Origin of the sequence: Phyllobacterium brassicacearum (assembly GCF_003010955.1) — a bacterium.
Taxonomy (GTDB): Bacteria; Pseudomonadota; Alphaproteobacteria; order Rhizobiales; family Rhizobiaceae; genus Phyllobacterium; species Phyllobacterium brassicacearum.
Genome location: NZ_PGGO01000016.1, coordinates 24813 through 44275, shown reverse-complemented (window position 1 = coordinate 44275; position 19463 = coordinate 24813). Strand labels below are relative to the sequence as shown.

The following is a 19463-nucleotide window of genomic DNA, read 5'->3' as shown; positions in this document are numbered from 1 at the left end:
TTATGCTGGAATAACGTTGCTCAACCCTTGACGGCGCCGGCGAAATTGCCCGAGGCAATCTTGCGGTAGGTCAGGATGAACAGGACGATGATGGGAATCTGGGAGATGACGAGGCCTGCGGCCGGCAGGTTGAACACCGCCATGTAGCGGTCGCTGTTCAGCTTCAGCATGCCGACCGTGACCGGAAAATTCTCCTCGGAATTCAAAAGCACCAGACCGAAGACGAATTCCTTCCAGATCGCGATGAAATTCAACGTGAAGCCGACGACAATGCCCGGCAGGGACAGCGGCAGAATGATCTTGTAGAACACCCGGAAATCGGTCGCTCCTTCGACATAGGCGGCCTTCTCGATTTCCCGCGGAATACTGGTCATGAAACCGCGCAGGATAAGGATCTGGGCCGGCATGCCATAGGCGGCATGAACGATGATCAAGCCGATCTTGGTGTCGAGCAGATGCAGCGTGCGCAGCGTGTCGTAGAGCGGGATGAGCACGGTCTGCTGCGGCAGCATGAGACCGGTCAGGATCAGCCCGAAGATGAACGTCTTGCCGGGCACCTCCATGCGCGACAGGGCAAAGGCCGGAACCAGCGCCAGGATAACCGCCAGCGCCGAACCGGCGGTCGCATAAAGGAAACTGTTGGCGAGCAGGCCGCTGAAACCCAGCGAATTCCAGACGTCGATATAGGGCTGGAAGGTCGGGTGCGAGGGAATGGAAAAGGGACCTGCGAGAAAGTCCTGGTTCGACTTGATCGAGGTGATCAGCACCAGCACGATCGGGCCGGACCAAACGGCAAGGAGGACGGCAAGCAGGGTATAGCCGAGAAACCGTGCCGTGAAGCGGAAGACATCGCGCCGATGCGCCAGAATAAGCGTGTCAGACATCGAAGGCCCCCTTCATCAGTTTTTTCAGGATGATCAGGGCCATCAGCGCCGAGACGGCGAGGATCGCTACGGAGATGGCGGCGCCATACCCGAAGCGCGTGTTCCAGAAGCTTTCGAGATAGACGATGTAGCCAAGGACGTTTGTGTAGCCGAAGGGGGCGCCTTTGGTCATGACGGCGACGAGGTCGAAGGCGCGCAGCGATTCAAACAGTGTCAGCATGACGACGACGGCGGTGACGGGCCGCAATTGCGGAACGGCCACCTTGGTCAACATCCGCCAATGCCCTGCCCCTTCGATGCGGGCAGCATCGAATGTCTCCTTCGGCACATCGCCGAGACCGGCATAATAGAAGATCATCGGCATGCCGGTGAAAGCCCAGCCGGACACGATCGCCAGCGTGTAGATCGCGACCTTGTAGTTTCCGAACCATTCCGTCACCAGGAAGCCGAGGCCGACGGAACGCAGAATCGTATCGAAAGCGCCGAACAGCGGGTTGAGGATCAGCAGAAACATCAGGCCGACTGATATCAGCGACATCGTCACCGGAAAGAAGATGATGGTCCGCACCAGGGCAGGTGCCGGCAGGATCTTATTGCGCAGCGCATAGGCAATCAGCAGGCCGGCGAGAACGGGGAAGGCGAGAGTGACGGCCAGCCACTTGAAATTGTTGATCAGCGCAATCTGGAAATGACTGTCGCCGATCATGTGCCGGTAATTTTCCAGCCCGACAAAGGTTTTATCAGGCGTCATGCCGTTCCATTCGAACAGGCTGAGATAGATGGTGAACAGGATCGGATAGCCGACGAAAACGGCAAAGACTGCAAGCGGCATGACAATGCCGAAAATCGTCACGAATGTGTGCTCACGCGCAAAGGCAAAAAATCCCGGACTTTCACCGGATCTGTGTGATGTGCTCATGGATGAGTATCCGTTTCTTCAGGATCGGAAGACCGTGGGCATAATATTATTGCCCACGGTCGCGGCCGGTCTGGCTGGAAGGGCGCCATCGCGGCCGTCTAGCGACCCGTCAGTCGTCAGAGCTTGCCGCGGGTGCGCACGGCTTCGTCCTCGGTCTGCTGCATGGCATCCTCAGGCGTGATCGCACCCGCAAGCACACCCTGCAGGCTGTCGAGGAACCTGTCGGAGATAGCAGGCGGCGTGGCATGGTCCACATGCATGAAGGTGAACTGGCCGGCGCCGGCCATTTCCTTGCCCAGGCGCTGTTCCATTTCCGAAAGGCTCGAAAGATCGCCCTCAGTCGAGGAGGGGTAAGGCTTGTCGATCGCCAGCTTTTCGGTCATCGCTGGCTTCGAGATCATCCAGTCGACGAATTCGGCGGCCTCGTCCTTATGCGGGCTCTTGGCATGGATCATGATGGTGTCTTCAGCGAAGACCGACATCACGGGCTTCTTGCCGTCGATGGAGGGCATCGGGAAGAAGTCCATCGGTACGACGCAGCATTTGGCCTGATCGCCGCGGAACCGGCCGAGGTTGAACGAACCCTGATACCAGTGCAGCGCCTTGCCCTGCGACCACGGCACCATGGCCGGACCGACGTCGATCGAATTGAAAGACGGCTCGAACATGTCGTTCTTCGCCAGATCGGCCATGATCTTGGTGGTTTCGACGGCACGAGGATCAGTCCACGGGATCGTGTTGTTCACGAGGCCCTGATAGGTGTCGAGACCGAACTTGTTGACTAGAATGGCCGACCACATGAACTGCGACGGCCATTTTTTCTGGTTCGCCAGCAGGAACGGCCACAGGCCCGCCTTCTTGCCTGCTTCAGCATTGGCCATCAGTTCGTCCCACGTGGTCGGAACCTTCAGGCCGAGCTTCTCGTAGAGATCCTTGCGATACCAGACGACGGATGCGCCGATCTCGGTGGGCACGAAATACTTCTTGTCGCCAAAAGTCGCCAGCGAAACGGACGCCGGCACGAGGAATTTTTCCCAGCCGTATTTCTGGTAGTAGGGTGTCAGATCGGCAGCGAAACCGTTCTTGATGACTCCCAGTGCCCGGCCGCCTTCCCAGGAATAGAAAACATCCGGCGGATTGCTCGAGGCCAGCTCGATCGTCTGCTTGGTCTTGTAAGTCTCGCCATCGACGCTCGCTCCGGTCACGTGGATGCGATCGCCGTTCTTCTTGTTCCATTCGTCGATGAGCCTGTTTGCGTAGATCTCCGACGAAGGCCACGGTGCGCGATAGAAGTATCGCAATTCGACAGGGCCGGCGGCAAAGGCGGGGGCTGCGAGACCCGCAACACTCGACAATAGGGCAGCCGCCACCGCACAGCGCGCAATCGCGCGCCGCGAAAACAATGTCATTCCCATTTTATTTTCCTCCAAGGCCCGGTATCGCGACCGTCTTGCGCGGGCAGGGCACGTCCTCACTTCGCCACGTCTCCTCAGCGGCGTATCAGCCATGCCGTTGACAAGCTGAATCCGCCTCGATTTTCAACGGTTCAGGTGGCTGAGCAGGAGCTGATATTGGTAGGCTAATACGAAAAAAGCGCTTGCGCAAGCGCTTTCCTCGAAAATTATCCCACAATTAGGAGGCTATTGTGGGCGGAGTTCGCGGGTTCATCTCGGCCCTTGCCAATAATATTACTATATTATAATAGTTTTATTGAGGTCTGGGAGGATCTTACGGAATTGACCTAATTCGGGAGGAATAATCATGTCGTTCATGAAGAGAATTCTGCTTGCCAGTACGGTTGCAATGTCTTTTGCGGGAGCAGCAAGCGCGTCTGACCTGACGGTCGGCTTCTCACAGATCGGATCGGAATCAGGCTGGCGCGCAGCCGAAACATCCGTTTCCAAAATTGAGGCAAAGAAGCGCAGCATTGATCTCAAGATCGCAGATGCACAGCAGAAACAGGAAAACCAGATCAAGGCGATCCGCGGCTTCGTCGCCCAGGGCGTCGATGCTATATTTGTTGCGCCTGTCGTTGCAACAGGGTGGGACACGGTTCTCGCTGAAGCCAAGGAAGCCGAAATACCGGTCATTCTGCTTGACCGGACGATCGAGACTGCCAATAACGACCTGTATCTGACCGCGGTAACCTCTGACACTGTGCACGAGGGCAAGGTTGCGGGCGATTGGCTTGTCAAGACAACAGCAGGCAAGCCCTGCAATGTCGTCGAACTACAGGGAACGGTAGGATCGAGCCCCGCAATCAACCGCAAGAAGGGTTTTGAGGAGGGCATCGCATCCGCCTCGAATATAAAGATTACCCGCAGCCAGACCGGCGACTTTACCCGTGCCAAGGGCAAGGAAGTCATGGAAGGCTTTCTCAAGGCCGAAAATGGCGGCAAGAACATTTGTGCGCTCTATGCCCACAATGATGACATGGCAGTTGGCGCCATTCAGGCCATCAAGGAAGCCGGCCTGAAGCCGGGCAAAGACATCCTTGTCGTCTCGATCGATGCTGTGCCGGATATCTTCAAGGCAATGTCCGAAGGAGAGGCCAACGCCACTGTCGAGCTGACGCCGAACATGGCAGGTCCTGCATTCGACGCCCTGAAAGCCTACAAGGACAGCGGTAAGGCTCCGCCAAAGTGGATCCAGACCGAGTCCAAGCTCTACACGCAGGCTGATGACCCGAAGAAGGTTTACGAAGAGAAAAAGGGACTGGGGTATTAATCACTCAGTCATGGCTGGCCGCCTTAGGGCGGCCAGTCCCACCGACAAAACCGCTCACGGGAGAGGGCGCGATGACGGACCCTACTGTTCTGCTGGCCGCTCGAGGCATATGCAAATCCTTCATTGGATTCCGGGCACTGGACGCGGTCGATTTGACCATCCGGCGAGGCGAGATCCATGCGCTGCTGGGGGAAAATGGCGCCGGCAAGTCAACACTGATCAAGGTGCTGACTGGCGTCCACCAGCCAGATCTGGGCGTAATGGAGCTTGACGGGCAGCCCATTCACGTTCGCGATACGCTGCAGGCGCAACAGCTTGGCATTGGCACAGTTTACCAGGAAGTAAACCTGCTTCCGAACATGTCTGTGGCGGACAATCTCTTCGTCGGCCGCCAGCCGATGCGCTTTGGTTTTATCGATCGACGCCGCATGGAGAAGCGCGCGCGCGAACTGCTTAGTCAATATGACCTTCACATCGATGTTTCGTCGGATCTGTCCCGTTACTCTGTCGCGGTGCAACAACTCGTTGCCATTGCGCGAGCAGTCGATATGTCGGGCCGCATTCTCATTCTCGATGAACCGACCGCGAGCCTTGATCGCCACGAAACGGAAATCCTCTTCGCAACACTCAGGCGGTTGAAGGAACGGGGCCTCGGGATTGTATTCATCACGCATTTCCTCGACCAGGTCTATGAGATCTGCGACCGGGTCACCGTGTTACGCAACGGCAAGGTTGCCGGGTCCGAACTGACGTCGCAGCTGCCGAAAATGCAGCTTGTTTCTCTTATGTTGGGTCGTGCGCTGGCTGCCGTGACGCACAATGTCCGCCGGGATCGGCAAGAGCCTGAAACGAAGCAATTTTCCTTCAAAGGCATGGGTCGCAGCCGCAGTGTCGCGCCGTTCGATCTAGACATTGGCGAGGGCGAAGTAATCGGCATGGCAGGTCTGCTGGGCTCAGGCAGGACCGAAACGGCGCGCCTGCTGTTCGGCATCGATTCTGCCGACACTGGCCAGGCGGCAGTGGATGGAGTTCCCGTCCGCATTCGCTCGCCGCAAGACGCTGTCGCGTTGGGTTTCGGGCTGTGCCCGGAAGACCGAAAGACAGACGGAATTATCGGCGACCTTTCGGTGCGAGAAAACATCGTGCTGGCTTTGCAGGCTCAAAGAGGCTGGTTCAAACGGTTGCCCCGAAGACAACAGGTGGCGCTCGCTGACAAGTTCGTCAAAGCGCTGGACATCCGCACAACAGATATTGAAAAGCCGATCAAGTTTCTTTCCGGCGGCAACCAGCAGAAAGTCATTCTTGCCCGCTGGCTTGCCACCAATCCGCGCTTCCTCATCCTGGATGAACCGACGCGCGGCATCGACGTCGGCGCCCATGCGGAAATCATTGCCCTCATCAACCAGCTTTGTGATGACGGCATGGCACTTCTCGTCATCTCATCAGAAATCGAAGAAATCGTCGCCTACAGCACACGCGTGGTTGTGCTGCGTGACCGCGTGCAACGGGGCGAACTTGCAGGCGACGACATCACAACGACGAAAATCATGCAGAAAATCGCTGCAGAACCAGGCGAGGTGCACGGATGAACCGCATAAATGCAGTTGCATTGACCAAGGCTTCGCCGCAACTCCTTTCGCTGGCCCTGATCCTGTTTTTGAACTATCTGGCGTTCCCCGGCTTCTTTGATATTCGGTTACAGGATGGGAGGTTGTTCGGCAGCCTCGTCGATGTGCTTAACCGGGGTGCGCCCGTGATCATTCTCGCCGTTGGCATGACGGCGGTCATCGCCAGCCGTGGCGTCGATTTATCGGTGGGCGCAGTTATGGCAGTTTCCGGAGCAATCGCCGCCACAATGACCGTTGCCGGCTATTCACTGCCTGTAGTCATGGTTGCGGCGCTCGGGACAGGACTTTTCTGCGGTCTGTGGAACGGGTTGCTCGTTGCCTATTTCGATCTCCAACCGATCGTTGCAACTCTCATCTTGATGGTTGCAGGCCGCGGCATCGCCCAGCTCATCACGGAAGGGTCGATCGTCACCTTCACCGATCCAGACCTGATCTTTTTCGGTACGGGCTCGGTTCTCGGCATACCGATGCCGGTGCTGATTGCCGCCACTCTGCTTGTGTTTGCAATCATAATCGTTCGACGGACTGCACTTGGACTGCTGATTGAGTCCATCGGCGTCAATCGCAGCGCCAGCAGCTATGCCGGATTGAACAGCAAGCTGCTCCTTCTCATCATTTACGCCTTTTGCGGTCTGTGTGCGGCGCTGGCCGGCATCATCGTTGCCGCTGACATCCGCGGCGCCGATGCCAACAATGCCGGGCTTTGGCTTGAACTTGACGCGATCCTTGCCGTTGTCATCGGCGGAACATCGCTGTTCGGCGGACGCTTCTCGATCCTGATGTCAGCACTCGGCGCCATCATCATCCAGGCGATGAATACCGGGATCCTACTCTCCGGGTTTCCTCCGGAATATAATCTCATCCTCAAAGCCGTGATGATCATCGTGATTCTGCTGGCGCAGTCCCTCTCATCCGCGGGCGGCTGGCAGTTCCTGAAAACTGAATTCCGCGCGAAGGGAGCAAAGCGACAATGAACACGCGGCTTCTTCCATTCTATGCCACGCTACTCATCTGCGCGCTCGCCTATACTGCCTGCGTCATGCAGTTTCCCGCGATGTTGTCCACTCGGGTTGCTGGCAATCTCTTGACCGACAACGCCTTCCTCGGGATCGCAGCTGTCGGCATGACGTTCGTCATTCTTTCGGGAGGCATCGATCTTTCGGTCGGCTCGGTCATCGCTTTTACCGGCGTCCTGCTTGCCGTGCTGATCACGAAATATGGCGTGCATCCGCTGGCAGCTTTTGCCATGGCGCTCGTTATTACTACGACCTTTGGGGCGATCATGGGCTTCATTATCTATTATCTCGATGTGCCGGCATTTATCGTGACCTTGGCCGGGATGTTCCTGATGCGCGGGATGTGTTTCGTTATGACGACGGATTCTATTCCGATCAATCACGAATTCTATTCGATGCTGCAAGGCATGTATTACCGGTTGCCGGGTGGCGGGCGCTTGACATTCATCGGTTGCCTGATGGTGCTGGTCTTCCTCGTTGGTATCATGATGGCTCATTTCAGCAAGTTCGGGTCCTACATATATGCGATCGGGGGGAATCGCACTTCGGCGGAACTGATGGGCATTCCTGTCGCCCGGACGACAATCGCTATCTACGCCCTATCAGGATTCCTGTCCGGACTCGCGGGTATCGTCTTCTCACTCTATACATCCGCCGGCTACTCGCTGGCCGCGGTCGGGGTTGAGCTAGACACGATCGCCGCTGTTGTTATCGGGGGAACTTTGCTTACGGGCGGTGTCGGCTATGTTGCCGGCACCTTTGTCGGTGTGATCATTCAGGGCATCATCCAGACGTACATCGTCTTCGACGGAAGTTTGTCCAGCTGGTGGACGAAAATCGTCGTGGGTGCTCTCCTTTTTGCATTCATCGCGTTGCAAAGGATTTTGGTGTTCCTTTCAACGAGGAGGGCTATGGTCAATGCCACCTCTTGACCTGCCCGAAAATCAACTGGCCAACTATGACTTCCGCTCAGCTGGACATTCGCATACGCATCATGGCCATGTGATGCGCGATGTTGGATTGAAGATCGTCAGCGGGTTTTATGCGGAAGACAATATCCTGCCGGGCGATACAGAATTGTTGCAGCAGTTTCGAGTATCGAGGACGGTGCTCCGGGAGGCACTCAAGTCGCTAGCCGCAAAAGGATTGATCCAGCCAAAAGCCAAAATCGGAACCAGGGTGCTGAAGCGTGCTCATTGGAATCTGTTCGACCCGGACATTTTGGTCTGGCACTTTGAAACGGGCGCCAGTCCCGAATTTCTTTCGAGTTTACTCGAAATGCGCCTCGCACTGGAACCGGAGGCAGCCGGGCTTGCTGCGTTTCGCAGAAGCGAGCAGCAGCTTGAAAGGCTTTACGACTGCGTGGGCAAGATGGACGGGGCAGAGCAATCGGCTGCAGATTTCGTCAACAGTGACCTGCAGTTCCACATTGCTATTGCCGACGCATCCGGCAACCCATTCATGCGCTCAATCAGCACGCTGATCGAGGTGGCGCTTGTTACCACTTTCACAATCAGTTCGCCGATTCCGAACCCCGAGAGACATGGGCAATCGGTCGCACGACACAAAGCAATTGTCGATGCCATCAATGTCAGGGATGTCCAATCTGCCAAAGCAGCAATGCGAGCTGTAATTTCGGATGGAGCCGAACGTGTCCTTGCGCCCACATCCTCGACACTGCCCACCCACACCCCGTCGACACACGAAAAGTGAATTCTGCCTGGCAAAGAGCGCGACACTACTGGTTTGTTGCGACAGTTGCCACCTCAACTTGTCAGCTACTTTAGTCGTTTGTAGACTTTAGGTTTCAATCGAAATATGCCGTTATCGGCTTATCGGCCTATCGTTTCAAACGAACGTTTGTACCCACCGTTTGTCGCCACTTTTGGGCGCTAAACCGCAGCCACTTATGTTCTCTGTATGTACTCCAAAAATCGCATAATGGCTCGTGTGGAACCGCCTCGTCGGGATGCCATTCAACGAGTTCGCGGTTCGATACCAATCAAGGCGCTCATTGGAAATCACTCATCCCGATATGCGGCTCTGGGTTCCCTCTCAGGAGAATCCCTGATTTCGCTAAGCAATTCTACCGATTGACATTTCCGCCCGCGACCATGAACCTCCAGCCGGCTTGTCTTCAATCTTTCAAAAAAACTCCTGCACACGAAGAAGGTAAAAAATGGCGACTGGCACTGTTAAATGGTTCAACTCGACCAAAGGTTTCGGCTTCATTCAGCCGGACGATGGCGGCACCGATGTTTTCGTTCATATCTCCGCCGTAGAGCGGGCGGGTATGCGCGGCCTCAATGACGGTCAGAAAATCAGCTACGAAATGGTGCGGGACAAAAGATCGGGCAAGTTGTCGGCCGATGAATTGAGCGCTGGCTGATCGATCGCGATCTCGTTACATCGATCAATGACTTGCGGCCGAACGTGACCGCTTTTAGCTCCTGCTGAGACAAGTCGAGACGGGAACACAAAATGCATCGCCGAAAAGGCTAAAGAATCGGGACAAGTTCACGGCGTTCTGCTCGAATGGATATCGACGCCGAACAACCGTACATTTTTTTCCGCGATTGCGCCCAGGGTTCCGGAGCTGCCCTACAGCTCGAATCGATTCGATAACTCATCGAATAATAAAGGAGTACGGCAAATGTTGACGAAGCGCGATCTACTTCGCTCCGCCGCGGCGATCGCCGCTGGCGCCGCGATTGCGAGACCAAGCCTCCTGATGGCGCAGAGCTACCCTGGCATCATCGAGGCCAAGGACATCGCCGAAGAAGGCTTCATCTACGGCTTACCGCTCGTGATGAATTATGCGGTTATGCAAGAGTTCGCCGTTGACAAGAACTCGGGGCAGTTCAAGGCACCGTTCAACGAAATCAACAATCAGCACCATGTCGCCACCCCCGAGGATACGGCAGTCATTACGCCGAACAGCGACACTCCCTACTCGTTCATCTGGCTAGATTTGCGCGCTGAACCGATGGTTATCTCGGTGCCGATGGTCGAAAAGGACCGCTACTACTCGGTTCAGTTGATCGACGGCAATACCTACAATTTTGGCTATATCGGCACGCGCGCCACGGGGACCGAGCCAGGCGACTATCTGGTAGTCGGCCCCGATTGGAAAGGTGAAACACCCGCCGGGGTCAAGAAGGTCTTCCAATCGACGACGCCGTTTACGCTCGCGCTTATCCGCACTCAACTCTTTAACCCCGGCGACATGCCAAACGTCGAGAAAATTCAGGCCGGCTACAATGCGCAGCCGCTTTCTGCCTTCCTTAAACGTCCCGCTCCGCCTGCCGCGCCCAAGATCGAGTTCCTTCCTGCCACCACTGCCGGGATCAAGGATAACTTCTTCCAATATCTCGACGCAGCCCTGCAATTCGTCCCTGAGACGTCAAGGGACAAGGCGATTCGGGCGAAACTTGCTAAGATTGGCATCGGTCCCGGCAAGACCTTCGAGTTCGAGGATCTATCGCTCGAACATAAAGCCGAAATCCTGGTGGCCATGAAGCAGGGTGACGACAAGGTCGACAAATGGCTGGCCAGCGGAAACAAAAACATCAACGGCTGGAACGTCGGCTCGTTCTTTGGCGACGAGGCCTTCTATAACGGCGATTGGGTGATGCGGGCCGGGGCTGCAAAGGGCGGTCTCTTGGGCAACGATGCCGTAGAAGCCATGTACCCCTATACCCGAACGGACGCGACCGGTGCGCCGCTCGACGGCAGCAAGCACAAGTACACCATCACCTTCGCACCCGGCCAGTTGCCGCCAGTGAATGCGTTTTGGTCCGTTACGATGTACGACGGCAAGAGCCAGTTCTTGGTCAAGAATCCGATCAATCGCTACCTCATCAACTCTCCGATGTTGCCGGCGATGAAAAAGGAGGCGGACGGCTCGCTGACGCTGTACATCCAAAAAGACAGTCCCGGTGCGGATAAGGAAGCAAATTGGCTTCCGGCGCCGGACGACAAAATCTATCTCGTGATGCGCCTATATTGGCCGAAGCCTACGCCGCCTTCGATCCTGCCGCCGGGCGAAGGGACGTGGCAGCCGCCCGGTATCAATGTGGCGCAGTAACTATCCCGACCACACTGATGCGCGGCGCCGGATGAGGTGCCGCGCGACCCGGACGGCGACAAGGATGAAAAGCCATGAGGCGCTACCTGAGATTGGCCGGCGCTACGGCGATCGCTGCCCTTGTGCTACCCTCCGTCGCTGCCGTTGCGCAGGTGGTGAAGAGACCGTTCGGTCTCTTGGCGCGCCAGCGACCTCGCAGACGCCGGACGACGTGCTGGAATGCCAGGATGGTGTGCCGACCGCCCAAACCGCCAAAAAGGGTTTACGACAGGCTCGACTTCACCCGAGCCCTCCTGATGTTCTCGATCTGTGCTTCGAAAATCGCATGATGTCTCAAGTGGACCGCACCGCACTCAGCGGGTTATTGTTCGAGCCAGTTTTCAACCTTTAGCCCCGTCACTCTGCCAAACTCACGAACATTTGCCGTGATGATTGTGTTTCCGAGAGTGTAAGCGTGCGCGGCAATAAGAAGATCATTACCGCCTTTGGGTTGGCCCGCGGCTTCCAGTTCGGCGCGTATGCCGCTGTATTCACCATCGATAGGGGCTTCGAGCTGCAGCACTGGAATTTCGTGAAGAATGGCTTCAATTCGTTCCGATAAAGCGGGAGAACCCTTCTTAGCACTCTAAATTTCATCTTCCGGATATGGTGACGGCGCGCAGAGTTGTGTTTGTAGGGCATGGCACGGATCAAGCTGATTGCGATCTCGCTTTCCTATCGCCAAACCGTTGACAAAGGATCGATGCACCAACGCCCTTCGGTACGGCTAAAGTCGTAGAATTTCGGCACTAGGGTGGCCGGGTTCTGAACACAAGAGCGGGAGAACCAAAAGGTGGAGACACAGAACAAGGTCCACCTCCACAGACAGTAAGGCGCTAATCGCCATATAAGCGCAGGGCAAGATTCCCGGTACATATGTCATAATCGTTCTGATGATATATCCCATTGATAATATTGCGAGTTAATGCCATCGCCACGCGATGGAACTCATTTAAACGGATCGATAATGGCTAGGTCCTGAGCTTGGGCTACTGCTTGACAAGTGCCAAAAAGGAGAGCGTAATCAAGATCCTAAGAGGAACGAGCAACTAATAACCGCCCCGTCCGGAAGCCGGTCGGGATGACGAGGTCCGGAGGCGGGCCGAGGCCAGAGTCCCCCGGGAAGGAGCGCTTAATCAGCAATCCAGAAAGGGAGGAAACGATGGTTCGCAAACTTCTTCTCAGCTTGGCAATTGCGGCGTCCACACTTGCGATCACTGGAGCCGCATGGGCCGACATTACAATCCTCGTACCGTCGAGCAGCGAAGGCGACGGTCTTAGGGCCGCCGCCGCCGATTACTCGAAGGTGAAGGGCAGCAAGGTCGAGATCGTCCAGGCGCCTTATGCAAATGTTTTCGAACAGGGTGCAAATGCCGGTTCCACCAAGTCCGGTGTCTTCGATATCATCCTCATGGACGACCCATGGATTCCGTTCTTCGCCGAGAACGGGCATCTGGAAGATCTGACGGCTTACTTCAAGAAGGCCGGAATCGAAGGACCCGACAACGATTTCCTTTCGAAGTCGTTGGCGGTCTGTCGCAACCCCTACAACACGGGACCCTATGTATGCCTGCCCTATGTGGGGAATGCGCAGATGTTCTTCTATGACGCCGCCAAGTACAAGGAAGCCGGTATTGATGCCCCGCAGACTTGGGATGACGTGCTGAAGGTGGGCAAGACCTTGACTGAAAGCGGCGGCGGCCGCTATTTCGGGTACGTTTTCCGCGGCGGTCAGGGTAACCCGGTGGTTGCTGATTTCATGCCCATCTTCTGGTCCTATGGCGCCGATCTTTTCAATGCCGACCGGACCAAGGTAACGATCGACACGCCGGAAGGCGCAGCTGCTATGAAGACATTCATAGCGCTACGCGATGTCTCGCCTAAGGGGGTAGAGAGTTATAATGCCAATGAGGTTGGCACGGCTCTCGCCGCCGGTACGGCGGCTTCATCGATTAACTGGCCGAACTGGGTAGCGACTTTTGAAGATCCGAGCCAATCGAAGATGGTCGGCAAGATCTCCTACACTACCATTCCGGCTGGCACGAAGCCCGGCAGCTCGGAAATTGGCCACTGGACTATGGGCATCATGTCGGCTTCGAAAAACAAGCAGGAAGCCTTCGACTTTATGCTCTGGGCGACGTCGCCCGAGCAAATCAAGATTTCCGCCGAGCGCGGCAATCCGCCTGTCCGGACCTCGGTCTTTAGCGACCCGGAACTGACGTCGCAGGAAAAGTTCCGACACTATCCAGTATTGATGGCAGCGATCCAGGCCTCGACCCCCCGTCCGCGTCACCCGAAGTGGCCGGAGATTGAAAATGCCTTCGGCATAGAGCTTTCCAAGGCCGTGGCTGGCACGATCACACCGGAAGAGGCCCTGAAGAACGCACAGGCGGCGGTCGAACAGATTACAGGCCTTAAGTAGTAAATGGGTCGATTCGGAGCGGGGCTTTCGGATCCCGCTCCCGCCACGGCGCCGGCAATGGCCTTCGGTGCCATGGAACCCGGCACTTCAGGCGTGCCAGGACAGGGCTCTAGGGAGACACCAATGCTGAAGGCCGACAACGGCACTTTGATGGCGCAGCTTCGAACGGGTCGCGGTCTGGAGCGGTGGGTGGAGCGCCATTTGCGCATTCTCATGCTTGCGCCGACAGTACTCATACTGCTGACGCTGACGATCTTTCCCAGTGTCTACATGTTCTATGCGGCGGTTCACAAGATCAGCCCGAACCCTGATTTGCCCTGGGAGTTCGTCGGCTCCGGCAATTTCGCGCGGCTTCTTTCTGACGGACAATTCCATGTCGCGCTCCGGAACACCATAATATTTACGGTTTTGGCAGTGACGGCCGAGTTTCTTCTCGGTCTTGGCCTGGCACTCCTCCTCGACAAGTATATCCGCCGGCTGACGTTCCTGAAGACGGTCCTGATGATTCCGATGATGCTGCCGCCGATCGCCGTCGCGATCACATGGAAGATTATCTACGAACCTCAGTTCGGCGTCCTGAATGAAATCATGTTCCGTCTTGGCCTCCCGTTGCAGGCATGGGCAGGCGACGCGAACCTAGCGATGTTCTCGATCATAGTCGCCGATGTCTGGCAATGGACACCCTTCATATTCCTGCTGATGCTGGCAGGCCTGGCCAGCCTACCCGTCGAGCCCTATGAAGCGGCCGCGCTCGACGGCGCCTCGTCCTGGCGGCAGTTCTGGGACCTGACGCTGCCATTCCTCAAACCGGTTATCGCCATTGCCCTGCTGTTGCGCGTGATGGATGCGTTGCGTCTTTTCGACCTCGTCTTCATCTTGACGGGCGGGGGTCCAGCTGACCGGACCAAGGTATTGAGCCTCTATGTCTATCAGGTTGCCTACCGCTTTGCCGATACGGGTTATGCCGCAGCGATTTCGCTGTTTGTTCTCTTCGCGACAATCATTCTAAGCACCTGGTTCATGAAACGTATGCGGCTGGCGGAGTGAACATGGCGACGGTAACAACCATGCCCACCCACAAGCGCAGCAGGGAGCTGTTCGTCCGTCTGTCAGCCTATCTGACGATCCTCGTCGCGCTCGTAGTCACACTTTTCCCGGTTTATTGGATCGCGGCGAACTCGTTCAAGTTTGATATCGACATCTTCGCCGTGCCGCCGGAATGGCTGCCCCGGCACCCAACGCTGAAGCACTATGACGAAGCGTTCATCCAGCGTCCGTTCCTGCGCTACGCTCTAAACAGCTTCCTGGTTGCCATGGGAACGACTGTCGTTTCCGTAGGCTTCGGCACCATGGCCGGCTATGCCTTGGCGCGGTTCAGCTATCCGTGGCAATGGCGTAAGCAGATATCGTTCTGGATCCTGTCGACGCGCATGATGCCGCCGATCGTCAGCATCATTCCGCTCTACCTGTTCTTCAACTATTTTGACATGCTCAACACGAAGTCGGCTCTCATCATCGCCTACACAGCCTTCAACCTGCCCTTCGCGACCTGGATGATGAAAAGTTACTTTCAGGATCTTCCGGTCGAGCTGGAGGAGGCAGCGATAGTCGACGGCGACACACGGTGGGGGGCGTTTTTGCACGTTGCGTTGCCTTTAGCCCGGCCCGGCCTCGCGGCAACAGCCATTTTCTGCCTGATCATCTCGTGGAACGAGTTCCTGCTTTCGCTCATCATCACGCTGACCGAGCAGTCGCAAACCCTGCCGATTGGCATTGCCGGGCGGGTGACGCAGTACAAGACCTATTGGGGTGAAATCAGTGCGGCGGGTTTCATGGCTTGCGTACCGATCGTCATCTTCGCCTTCATCGTCCAGAAGCACCTTGTCCGGGGACTCTCTCTGGGTGCCGTCAAAGGTTGAAATCCATGGCGTCCGTCAGATTCAAGAACGTCAGCAAGAAGTTCGGCGAGTTTGTCGCCGTGGCCAACTTCAACCTCGAGGTCATGGACAAGGAGTTTCTCGTTCTGCTCGGACCCTCCGGCTGCGGTAAGACAACGACCATGCGCATGGTTGCCGGGCTGGAGGAGGCCACTTCGGGTGACATCTATATCGACGCAGACCGCATCAACGGTGTCCTGCCCAAATATCGCGATGTCGCGATGGTCTTCCAGTCCTATGCGCTGTATCCCCACCTCACCGTCGAAGACAATATCGGCTACCCGCTGAAGATCCGCAAAGTTCCGCCCGCTGAACGCAAGCGGCAAATAGCCGAGGTTGCGCGGCGCGTGGAACTGGACTCGATGCTGTCGCGTCTTCCGAAGGAACTCTCCGGCGGCCAGCGCCAGCGCGTAGCTCTCGCCCGTGCCATCGTCCGCACGCCGCGTGTCTTTCTCATGGATGAGCCGCTGTCCAATCTCGACGCCAAGCTTCGCACCCAGATGCGCGCGGAGTTGAAGCACCTTCAGCATGACCTTCAGATCACCACGATCTACGTCACCCACGATCAGATCGAGGCGATGACGCTCGCCCACCGCGTGGCCGTGATGAACAAGGGTGTGATCGAGCAGCTTGGAACACCAAAGGAAATCTACAACAATCCGCGCACCCTGTTCGTCGCCGGATTTATCGGCTCGCCGCCGATGAACCTGATTCCGGGAGAGGTGACGAATGGCGTTTTCGCCAGCGACAGCTTCAGGGTGGGGGGGCTCGGACAGGCAAACGTCTCGCGGGCCGTCCTCGGCGTCCGTCCGGAGGACGTCCATGTGGCGAGGGTCGACGGTGCCGGCGTCAATCTGGTCGCGCCGATCTATTCGGTGGAGCTCACCGGTGAGAGCACGTTCGTCAGCGTGCGGCTCGGCGGTCAGCTCATGACCGTGCGTGCCGACAAGAATTTCGCCGGTCAGATCGATCAGCAGATCGGTGTCAAGGTCACGACGGATCGCGTGTTTCTGTTTGATGGGGAGACTCAATATCGCGTCGACTTCTGACATATGGGCAGCAGCCATTATGATCGCCGTGACATCAGGCTCGGCGATGGCCGAGAGCGGCCCCATCGCCGGCAATCCCCTGATCGAAATTATCGCTGGAGCGTTTGTCTTCGGTCGCGACGACGGCCCCGACAACGAACGACCGCGCCGCGTGCTGGAGGGCAGCGCATTCGGAATCAATCGCACCGAGATCACGAACGTGCAATATCGACGCTTCGTCCATGGGACCGGCCACCGAACGGCCTTCTACGCCAACCACCCGATGCTGGGATTGGACGACCGGCCGGTCGTAGGGGTGAGTTGGGGCGATGCCGATGCCTTTTGCCGTTACCACGGACTAGATCTACCGTCGGAGCAGCAATATGAGCGGGCGGCGCGGGGAACGGACGGTGGCGCGTTTCCATGGGGCGCGGCTCCGCCGGACACCACACGCGCAAATTTCGGCGCCGATGCCTGTTGTTCCGGTGACGTGAGCGACGGCTATTTCATGACCGCGCCGGCAGATTCCTTTGCCAACGGCGCGAGCCGCGAGGGCGTCCTCAATCTCGTTGGCAATGTCTGGGAGTGGACGCGTGATGTCTACGCGCCCTATGAAGGCGGGCTCGGCGCGAAAAGCGACCGACGATACCGCGTGCTGCGCGGCGGCTCCTGGAATAGCGACCCCGCCCACCTCACGACAACCTACCGCCTCGCCTATGATCCAGAATTCCGTTTTTCAGCCAATGGAGGCTTCCGATGCATCCGCTTCGCGCCGCCCTGATGATCGCAGCTGGTCTTTTGTTCCTGACAGTCGAAGCAGGCGCCGAGCCGACGGCTGCGTCCGGCTACAGGCTTGAGATGGTCAGTGTGCCGGGCGCCGCTTTCTCTGGCCTGTCGCGCGACGGCGAGGCGCTACTCGTCACCGATCTCGCCAGTGGCCGGCTCTATCGGCGCGGCTCGGACGGCAAACTTGCCGCATTCGGCCCGGCCTTTCCCCATGGCGTCGACGTGATGGGCGACCCTACGGGTCCCTACCGCGTCGTCCGTGCCGGCGACATCCACGTTGTCGCGCAGGGATGGACGCCGGCAGGCTCCGATGCCGGTCCGCTTGACCATGCCCTCGTCGCGCTCGACGGCGCTGATGAGGTCCGTGTCATCAGCAGCGATTTCTGGAATCCGTTCGACTTTATCGCGGCGGACGGATTTTACTACGTGATCGATGCCGCACGAAACAGCGTCGAACGCGTGAAAGCGGACGGCCGAAAAGACACGATTATTAGCTTCCGCCGGGAGACGGCGACGGCAATGCGGAGCCTTTCGCCTACGGAGTTCGCGGAAGGAAAGAGCTACGAAGTCGACGCGGTTCCGACCGGCATCGCCCTTCGCGGCGGACGCCTTCATGTCGCCCTGTTCGGCGGCTTTCCCTTCCTGGCGGGCGCCGGAAAGGTCATATCGATCCCCGAAGCCGGTGGCACGACAACACCGCAGCTTGAAGTCGAGGGCCTGAACGCCCCCGTCGGCATCGCCTTCGATAACGATGGTGGGATGCTGGTCCTCGAACACGGCACCTTCGATCAGAAGCAAGGTTTCCAAAAAGGCAGCGGTCGTTTGCTCCGGCTCGACAAGACGACTGGCCACCGGGATATCATTCTCGACAGTCTGACACGTCCCGTCTCTGTCCTCGTCTGGGACGAGCGCCGGCTCGTTGTTTCCGAGCTGGGCGGCAATCTGCATTTTCTGACCCGTGAGCCAAAGCCGTCTAACGCAAAGTAGCATGTCACCGCTTTGGACGGCGGGCCCGTCCCCTAAGTGACACACGTCACAGGCAGCGCTTTGTGGGCTCTGGGGCAATAGGCAGTCAGGGGATCAGAATACACCGCGACGCTACCCCAACTAACCAATGTTTGGAATCCTTCCACCGAAATGGTTCGATGGATGGGGTGGCCGTCTGCCCAAAAAAGTGGGAGAAGTGCAGAAAGCCTGTCGCTGGGTAGGTGACGTGGCCTGCGGCGGCTTCTCCCATAAGGCCTGACCGCTGGTCCGGGCTCGTGGAGGAGGTGCCGTCGTTGCGGTTGGCTCCAGTAGAATACACCCTGACGGCCCCAAGGGAGTTCATTTTTTGTGTATTTTCGACAGCAAGGCCTTTCCCGAGCCCGCATGCACTAAGTACTCATATACGTTCCGTCGCAGAACACTACAGTCCACGGCAGCTCAACGAGCGAGGCACCCGCTTCAACTATCATCCGGCGAACCAGACGGCAGCAGGACCAGGCTCATCAGCATCAGCTCAAGTAAATATCTCAGCAACCGGATCGAGCAAGGTCATCGGCGCATCAAGCGTCGTGTGCGATCAATGCTCTGATTCAAGTCTGAAGCAACAGCGTCCATTATCCTTGCAGGCATCGCGATGATCCACATAACGCGCAGGCGTCAGGCAAGGTATGCCTGCAATCCCAGTCCGTCCATCGAAGAGCAATTCACCATCCTGGCTGCATGACAATCGCACATCGCTCTGTTCCCTGTACCCAGGGGAAAATTTGCGACGGAACGTTAATTCATCATCCCGGCGACGAAGTAATATCAAACGGAATATTTGTATAAAAGGCGTCGCGGCAGTCCATGCAGAGGCCCTTTCTCTTGAAGTCCGGATGAAGCATCCCCACGTCATATATGTAAGTGGATTCAGCGCTCTTGCTGGTCCATGGACAGGAAGCGAAACGCGGAAAGGAGCGAGACGGTGCGTACAAAAAAACAAGCTGTCATCCTTCCGGTATAC

18 protein-coding genes and 1 pseudogene are annotated in these 19463 nt (G+C 57.2%); 15 read left to right on the top strand and 4 right to left on the bottom strand.

The features are described from left to right. Window positions 1–20 precede the first annotated feature (20 nt). The 3 genes from CU102_RS19540 to CU102_RS19530 form a co-directional block, all read right to left on the bottom strand. A complete protein-coding gene (locus CU102_RS19540; RefSeq protein WP_106712781.1) occupies window positions 21–884 on the bottom strand; it encodes a carbohydrate ABC transporter permease in 864 nt (287 codons plus the stop codon). Then, window positions 877–1803, bottom strand: coding sequence for a carbohydrate ABC transporter permease (locus CU102_RS19535; RefSeq protein ID WP_106712780.1), 927 nt, complete (start codon window positions 1801–1803; stop codon window positions 877–879). The genes CU102_RS19540 and CU102_RS19535 overlap by 8 nt, the downstream gene beginning before the upstream one ends. A gap of 116 nt (window positions 1804–1919) precedes the next feature. Beyond that, window positions 1920–3218: an ABC transporter substrate-binding protein gene (locus tag CU102_RS19530; RefSeq protein ID WP_166648562.1), complete on the bottom strand. Its 1299-nt coding sequence runs from the start codon at window positions 3216–3218 to the stop codon at window positions 1920–1922. A 355-nt stretch (window positions 3219–3573) separates the two neighbouring features. On the opposite strand from CU102_RS19530, the gene ytfQ reads away from it, so the two are divergent. The 8 genes from ytfQ to CU102_RS29460 all read left to right on the top strand — a co-directional run bounded on the left by ytfQ (window position 3574) and on the right by CU102_RS29460 (window position 11590). Further along, window positions 3574–4530 carry a galactofuranose ABC transporter, galactofuranose-binding protein YtfQ gene (ytfQ, locus tag CU102_RS19525; protein WP_106712861.1) on the top strand — a complete coding sequence of 319 codons (957 nt, stop codon included), beginning with the start codon at window positions 3574–3576 and terminating at the stop codon, window positions 4528–4530. Window positions 4531–4601: 71 nt separating this feature from the next. Further along, the gene (locus tag CU102_RS19520) at window positions 4602–6119 is read left to right on the top strand and encodes a sugar ABC transporter ATP-binding protein (protein ID WP_106712778.1); all 1518 of its coding nucleotides are present in this window, start codon (window positions 4602–4604) and stop codon (window positions 6117–6119) included. Then, on the top strand, window positions 6116–7132 hold the full coding sequence (locus CU102_RS19515) for an ABC transporter permease (protein ID WP_106712777.1): 1017 nt from the start codon (window positions 6116–6118) through the stop codon (window positions 7130–7132). Before CU102_RS19520 ends, CU102_RS19515 begins: the two co-directional genes overlap by 4 nt. Further along, on the top strand, window positions 7129–8106 hold the full coding sequence (gene yjfF, locus CU102_RS19510; RefSeq protein WP_106712776.1) for a galactofuranose ABC transporter, permease protein YjfF: 978 nt from the start codon (window positions 7129–7131) through the stop codon (window positions 8104–8106). The genes CU102_RS19515 and yjfF overlap by 4 nt, the downstream gene beginning before the upstream one ends. A 73-nt stretch (window positions 8107–8179) precedes the next feature. Continuing rightward, window positions 8180–8887, top strand: coding sequence for a FadR/GntR family transcriptional regulator (locus tag CU102_RS19505; RefSeq protein ID WP_342588780.1), 708 nt, complete (start codon window positions 8180–8182; stop codon window positions 8885–8887). A 466-nt stretch (window positions 8888–9353) separates the two neighbouring features. Beyond that, the gene (locus tag CU102_RS19500) at window positions 9354–9563 is read left to right on the top strand and encodes a cold-shock protein (RefSeq protein ID WP_106712774.1); all 210 of its coding nucleotides are present in this window, start codon (window positions 9354–9356) and stop codon (window positions 9561–9563) included. Between the two features lie 264 nt (window positions 9564–9827). After that, window positions 9828–11261 (top strand): DUF1254 domain-containing protein, encoded by a 1434-nt coding sequence (locus tag CU102_RS19495; protein WP_106712773.1) that lies wholly within the window; start codon window positions 9828–9830, stop codon window positions 11259–11261. A gap of 74 nt (window positions 11262–11335) precedes the next feature. After that, complete coding sequence (locus CU102_RS29460; RefSeq protein ID WP_133624692.1) at window positions 11336–11590, top strand: hypothetical protein; 255 nt, start codon at window positions 11336–11338, stop codon at window positions 11588–11590. Window positions 11591–11622: 32 nt separating this feature from the next. Here the strand turns inward: CU102_RS29460 and CU102_RS19490 are convergent, their stop codons facing one another. Beyond that, the gene (locus CU102_RS19490) at window positions 11623–11823 is read right to left on the bottom strand and encodes a PIN domain-containing protein (RefSeq protein ID WP_208113889.1); all 201 of its coding nucleotides are present in this window, start codon (window positions 11821–11823) and stop codon (window positions 11623–11625) included. A 639-nt stretch (window positions 11824–12462) separates the two neighbouring features. Between CU102_RS19490 and CU102_RS19485 the strand changes: the two genes are divergently transcribed. The 7 genes and pseudogenes from CU102_RS19485 to CU102_RS19455 all read left to right on the top strand — a co-directional run. Further along, a complete protein-coding gene (locus CU102_RS19485) occupies window positions 12463–13722 on the top strand; it encodes an ABC transporter substrate-binding protein (RefSeq protein ID WP_106712772.1) in 1260 nt (419 codons plus the stop codon). Between the two features lie 123 nt (window positions 13723–13845). Then, a complete protein-coding gene (locus CU102_RS19480; RefSeq protein ID WP_106712771.1) occupies window positions 13846–14769 on the top strand; it encodes a carbohydrate ABC transporter permease in 924 nt (307 codons plus the stop codon). Between the two features lie 2 nt (window positions 14770–14771). Then, the gene (locus tag CU102_RS19475; protein ID WP_106712770.1) at window positions 14772–15641 is read left to right on the top strand and encodes a carbohydrate ABC transporter permease; all 870 of its coding nucleotides are present in this window, start codon (window positions 14772–14774) and stop codon (window positions 15639–15641) included. 5 nt (window positions 15642–15646) lie between these two features. Beyond that, window positions 15647–16708 carry an ABC transporter ATP-binding protein gene (locus tag CU102_RS19470; protein WP_106712769.1) on the top strand — a complete coding sequence of 354 codons (1062 nt, stop codon included), beginning with the start codon at window positions 15647–15649 and terminating at the stop codon, window positions 16706–16708. Window positions 16709–16727: 19 nt separating this feature from the next. Then, window positions 16728–17468: a formylglycine-generating enzyme family protein gene (locus CU102_RS19465; protein WP_106712768.1), complete on the top strand. Its 741-nt coding sequence runs from the start codon at window positions 16728–16730 to the stop codon at window positions 17466–17468. Then, window positions 17444–18460 carry a ScyD/ScyE family protein gene (locus tag CU102_RS19460; RefSeq protein ID WP_106712767.1) on the top strand — a complete coding sequence of 339 codons (1017 nt, stop codon included), beginning with the start codon at window positions 17444–17446 and terminating at the stop codon, window positions 18458–18460. The genes CU102_RS19465 and CU102_RS19460 overlap by 25 nt, the downstream gene beginning before the upstream one ends. Window positions 18461–18968: 508 nt before the next feature. Continuing rightward, a pseudogene (locus tag CU102_RS19455) lies at window positions 18969–19184 on the top strand (DDE-type integrase/transposase/recombinase); the annotation flags it as partial. Window positions 19185–19463 lie beyond the last annotated feature (279 nt).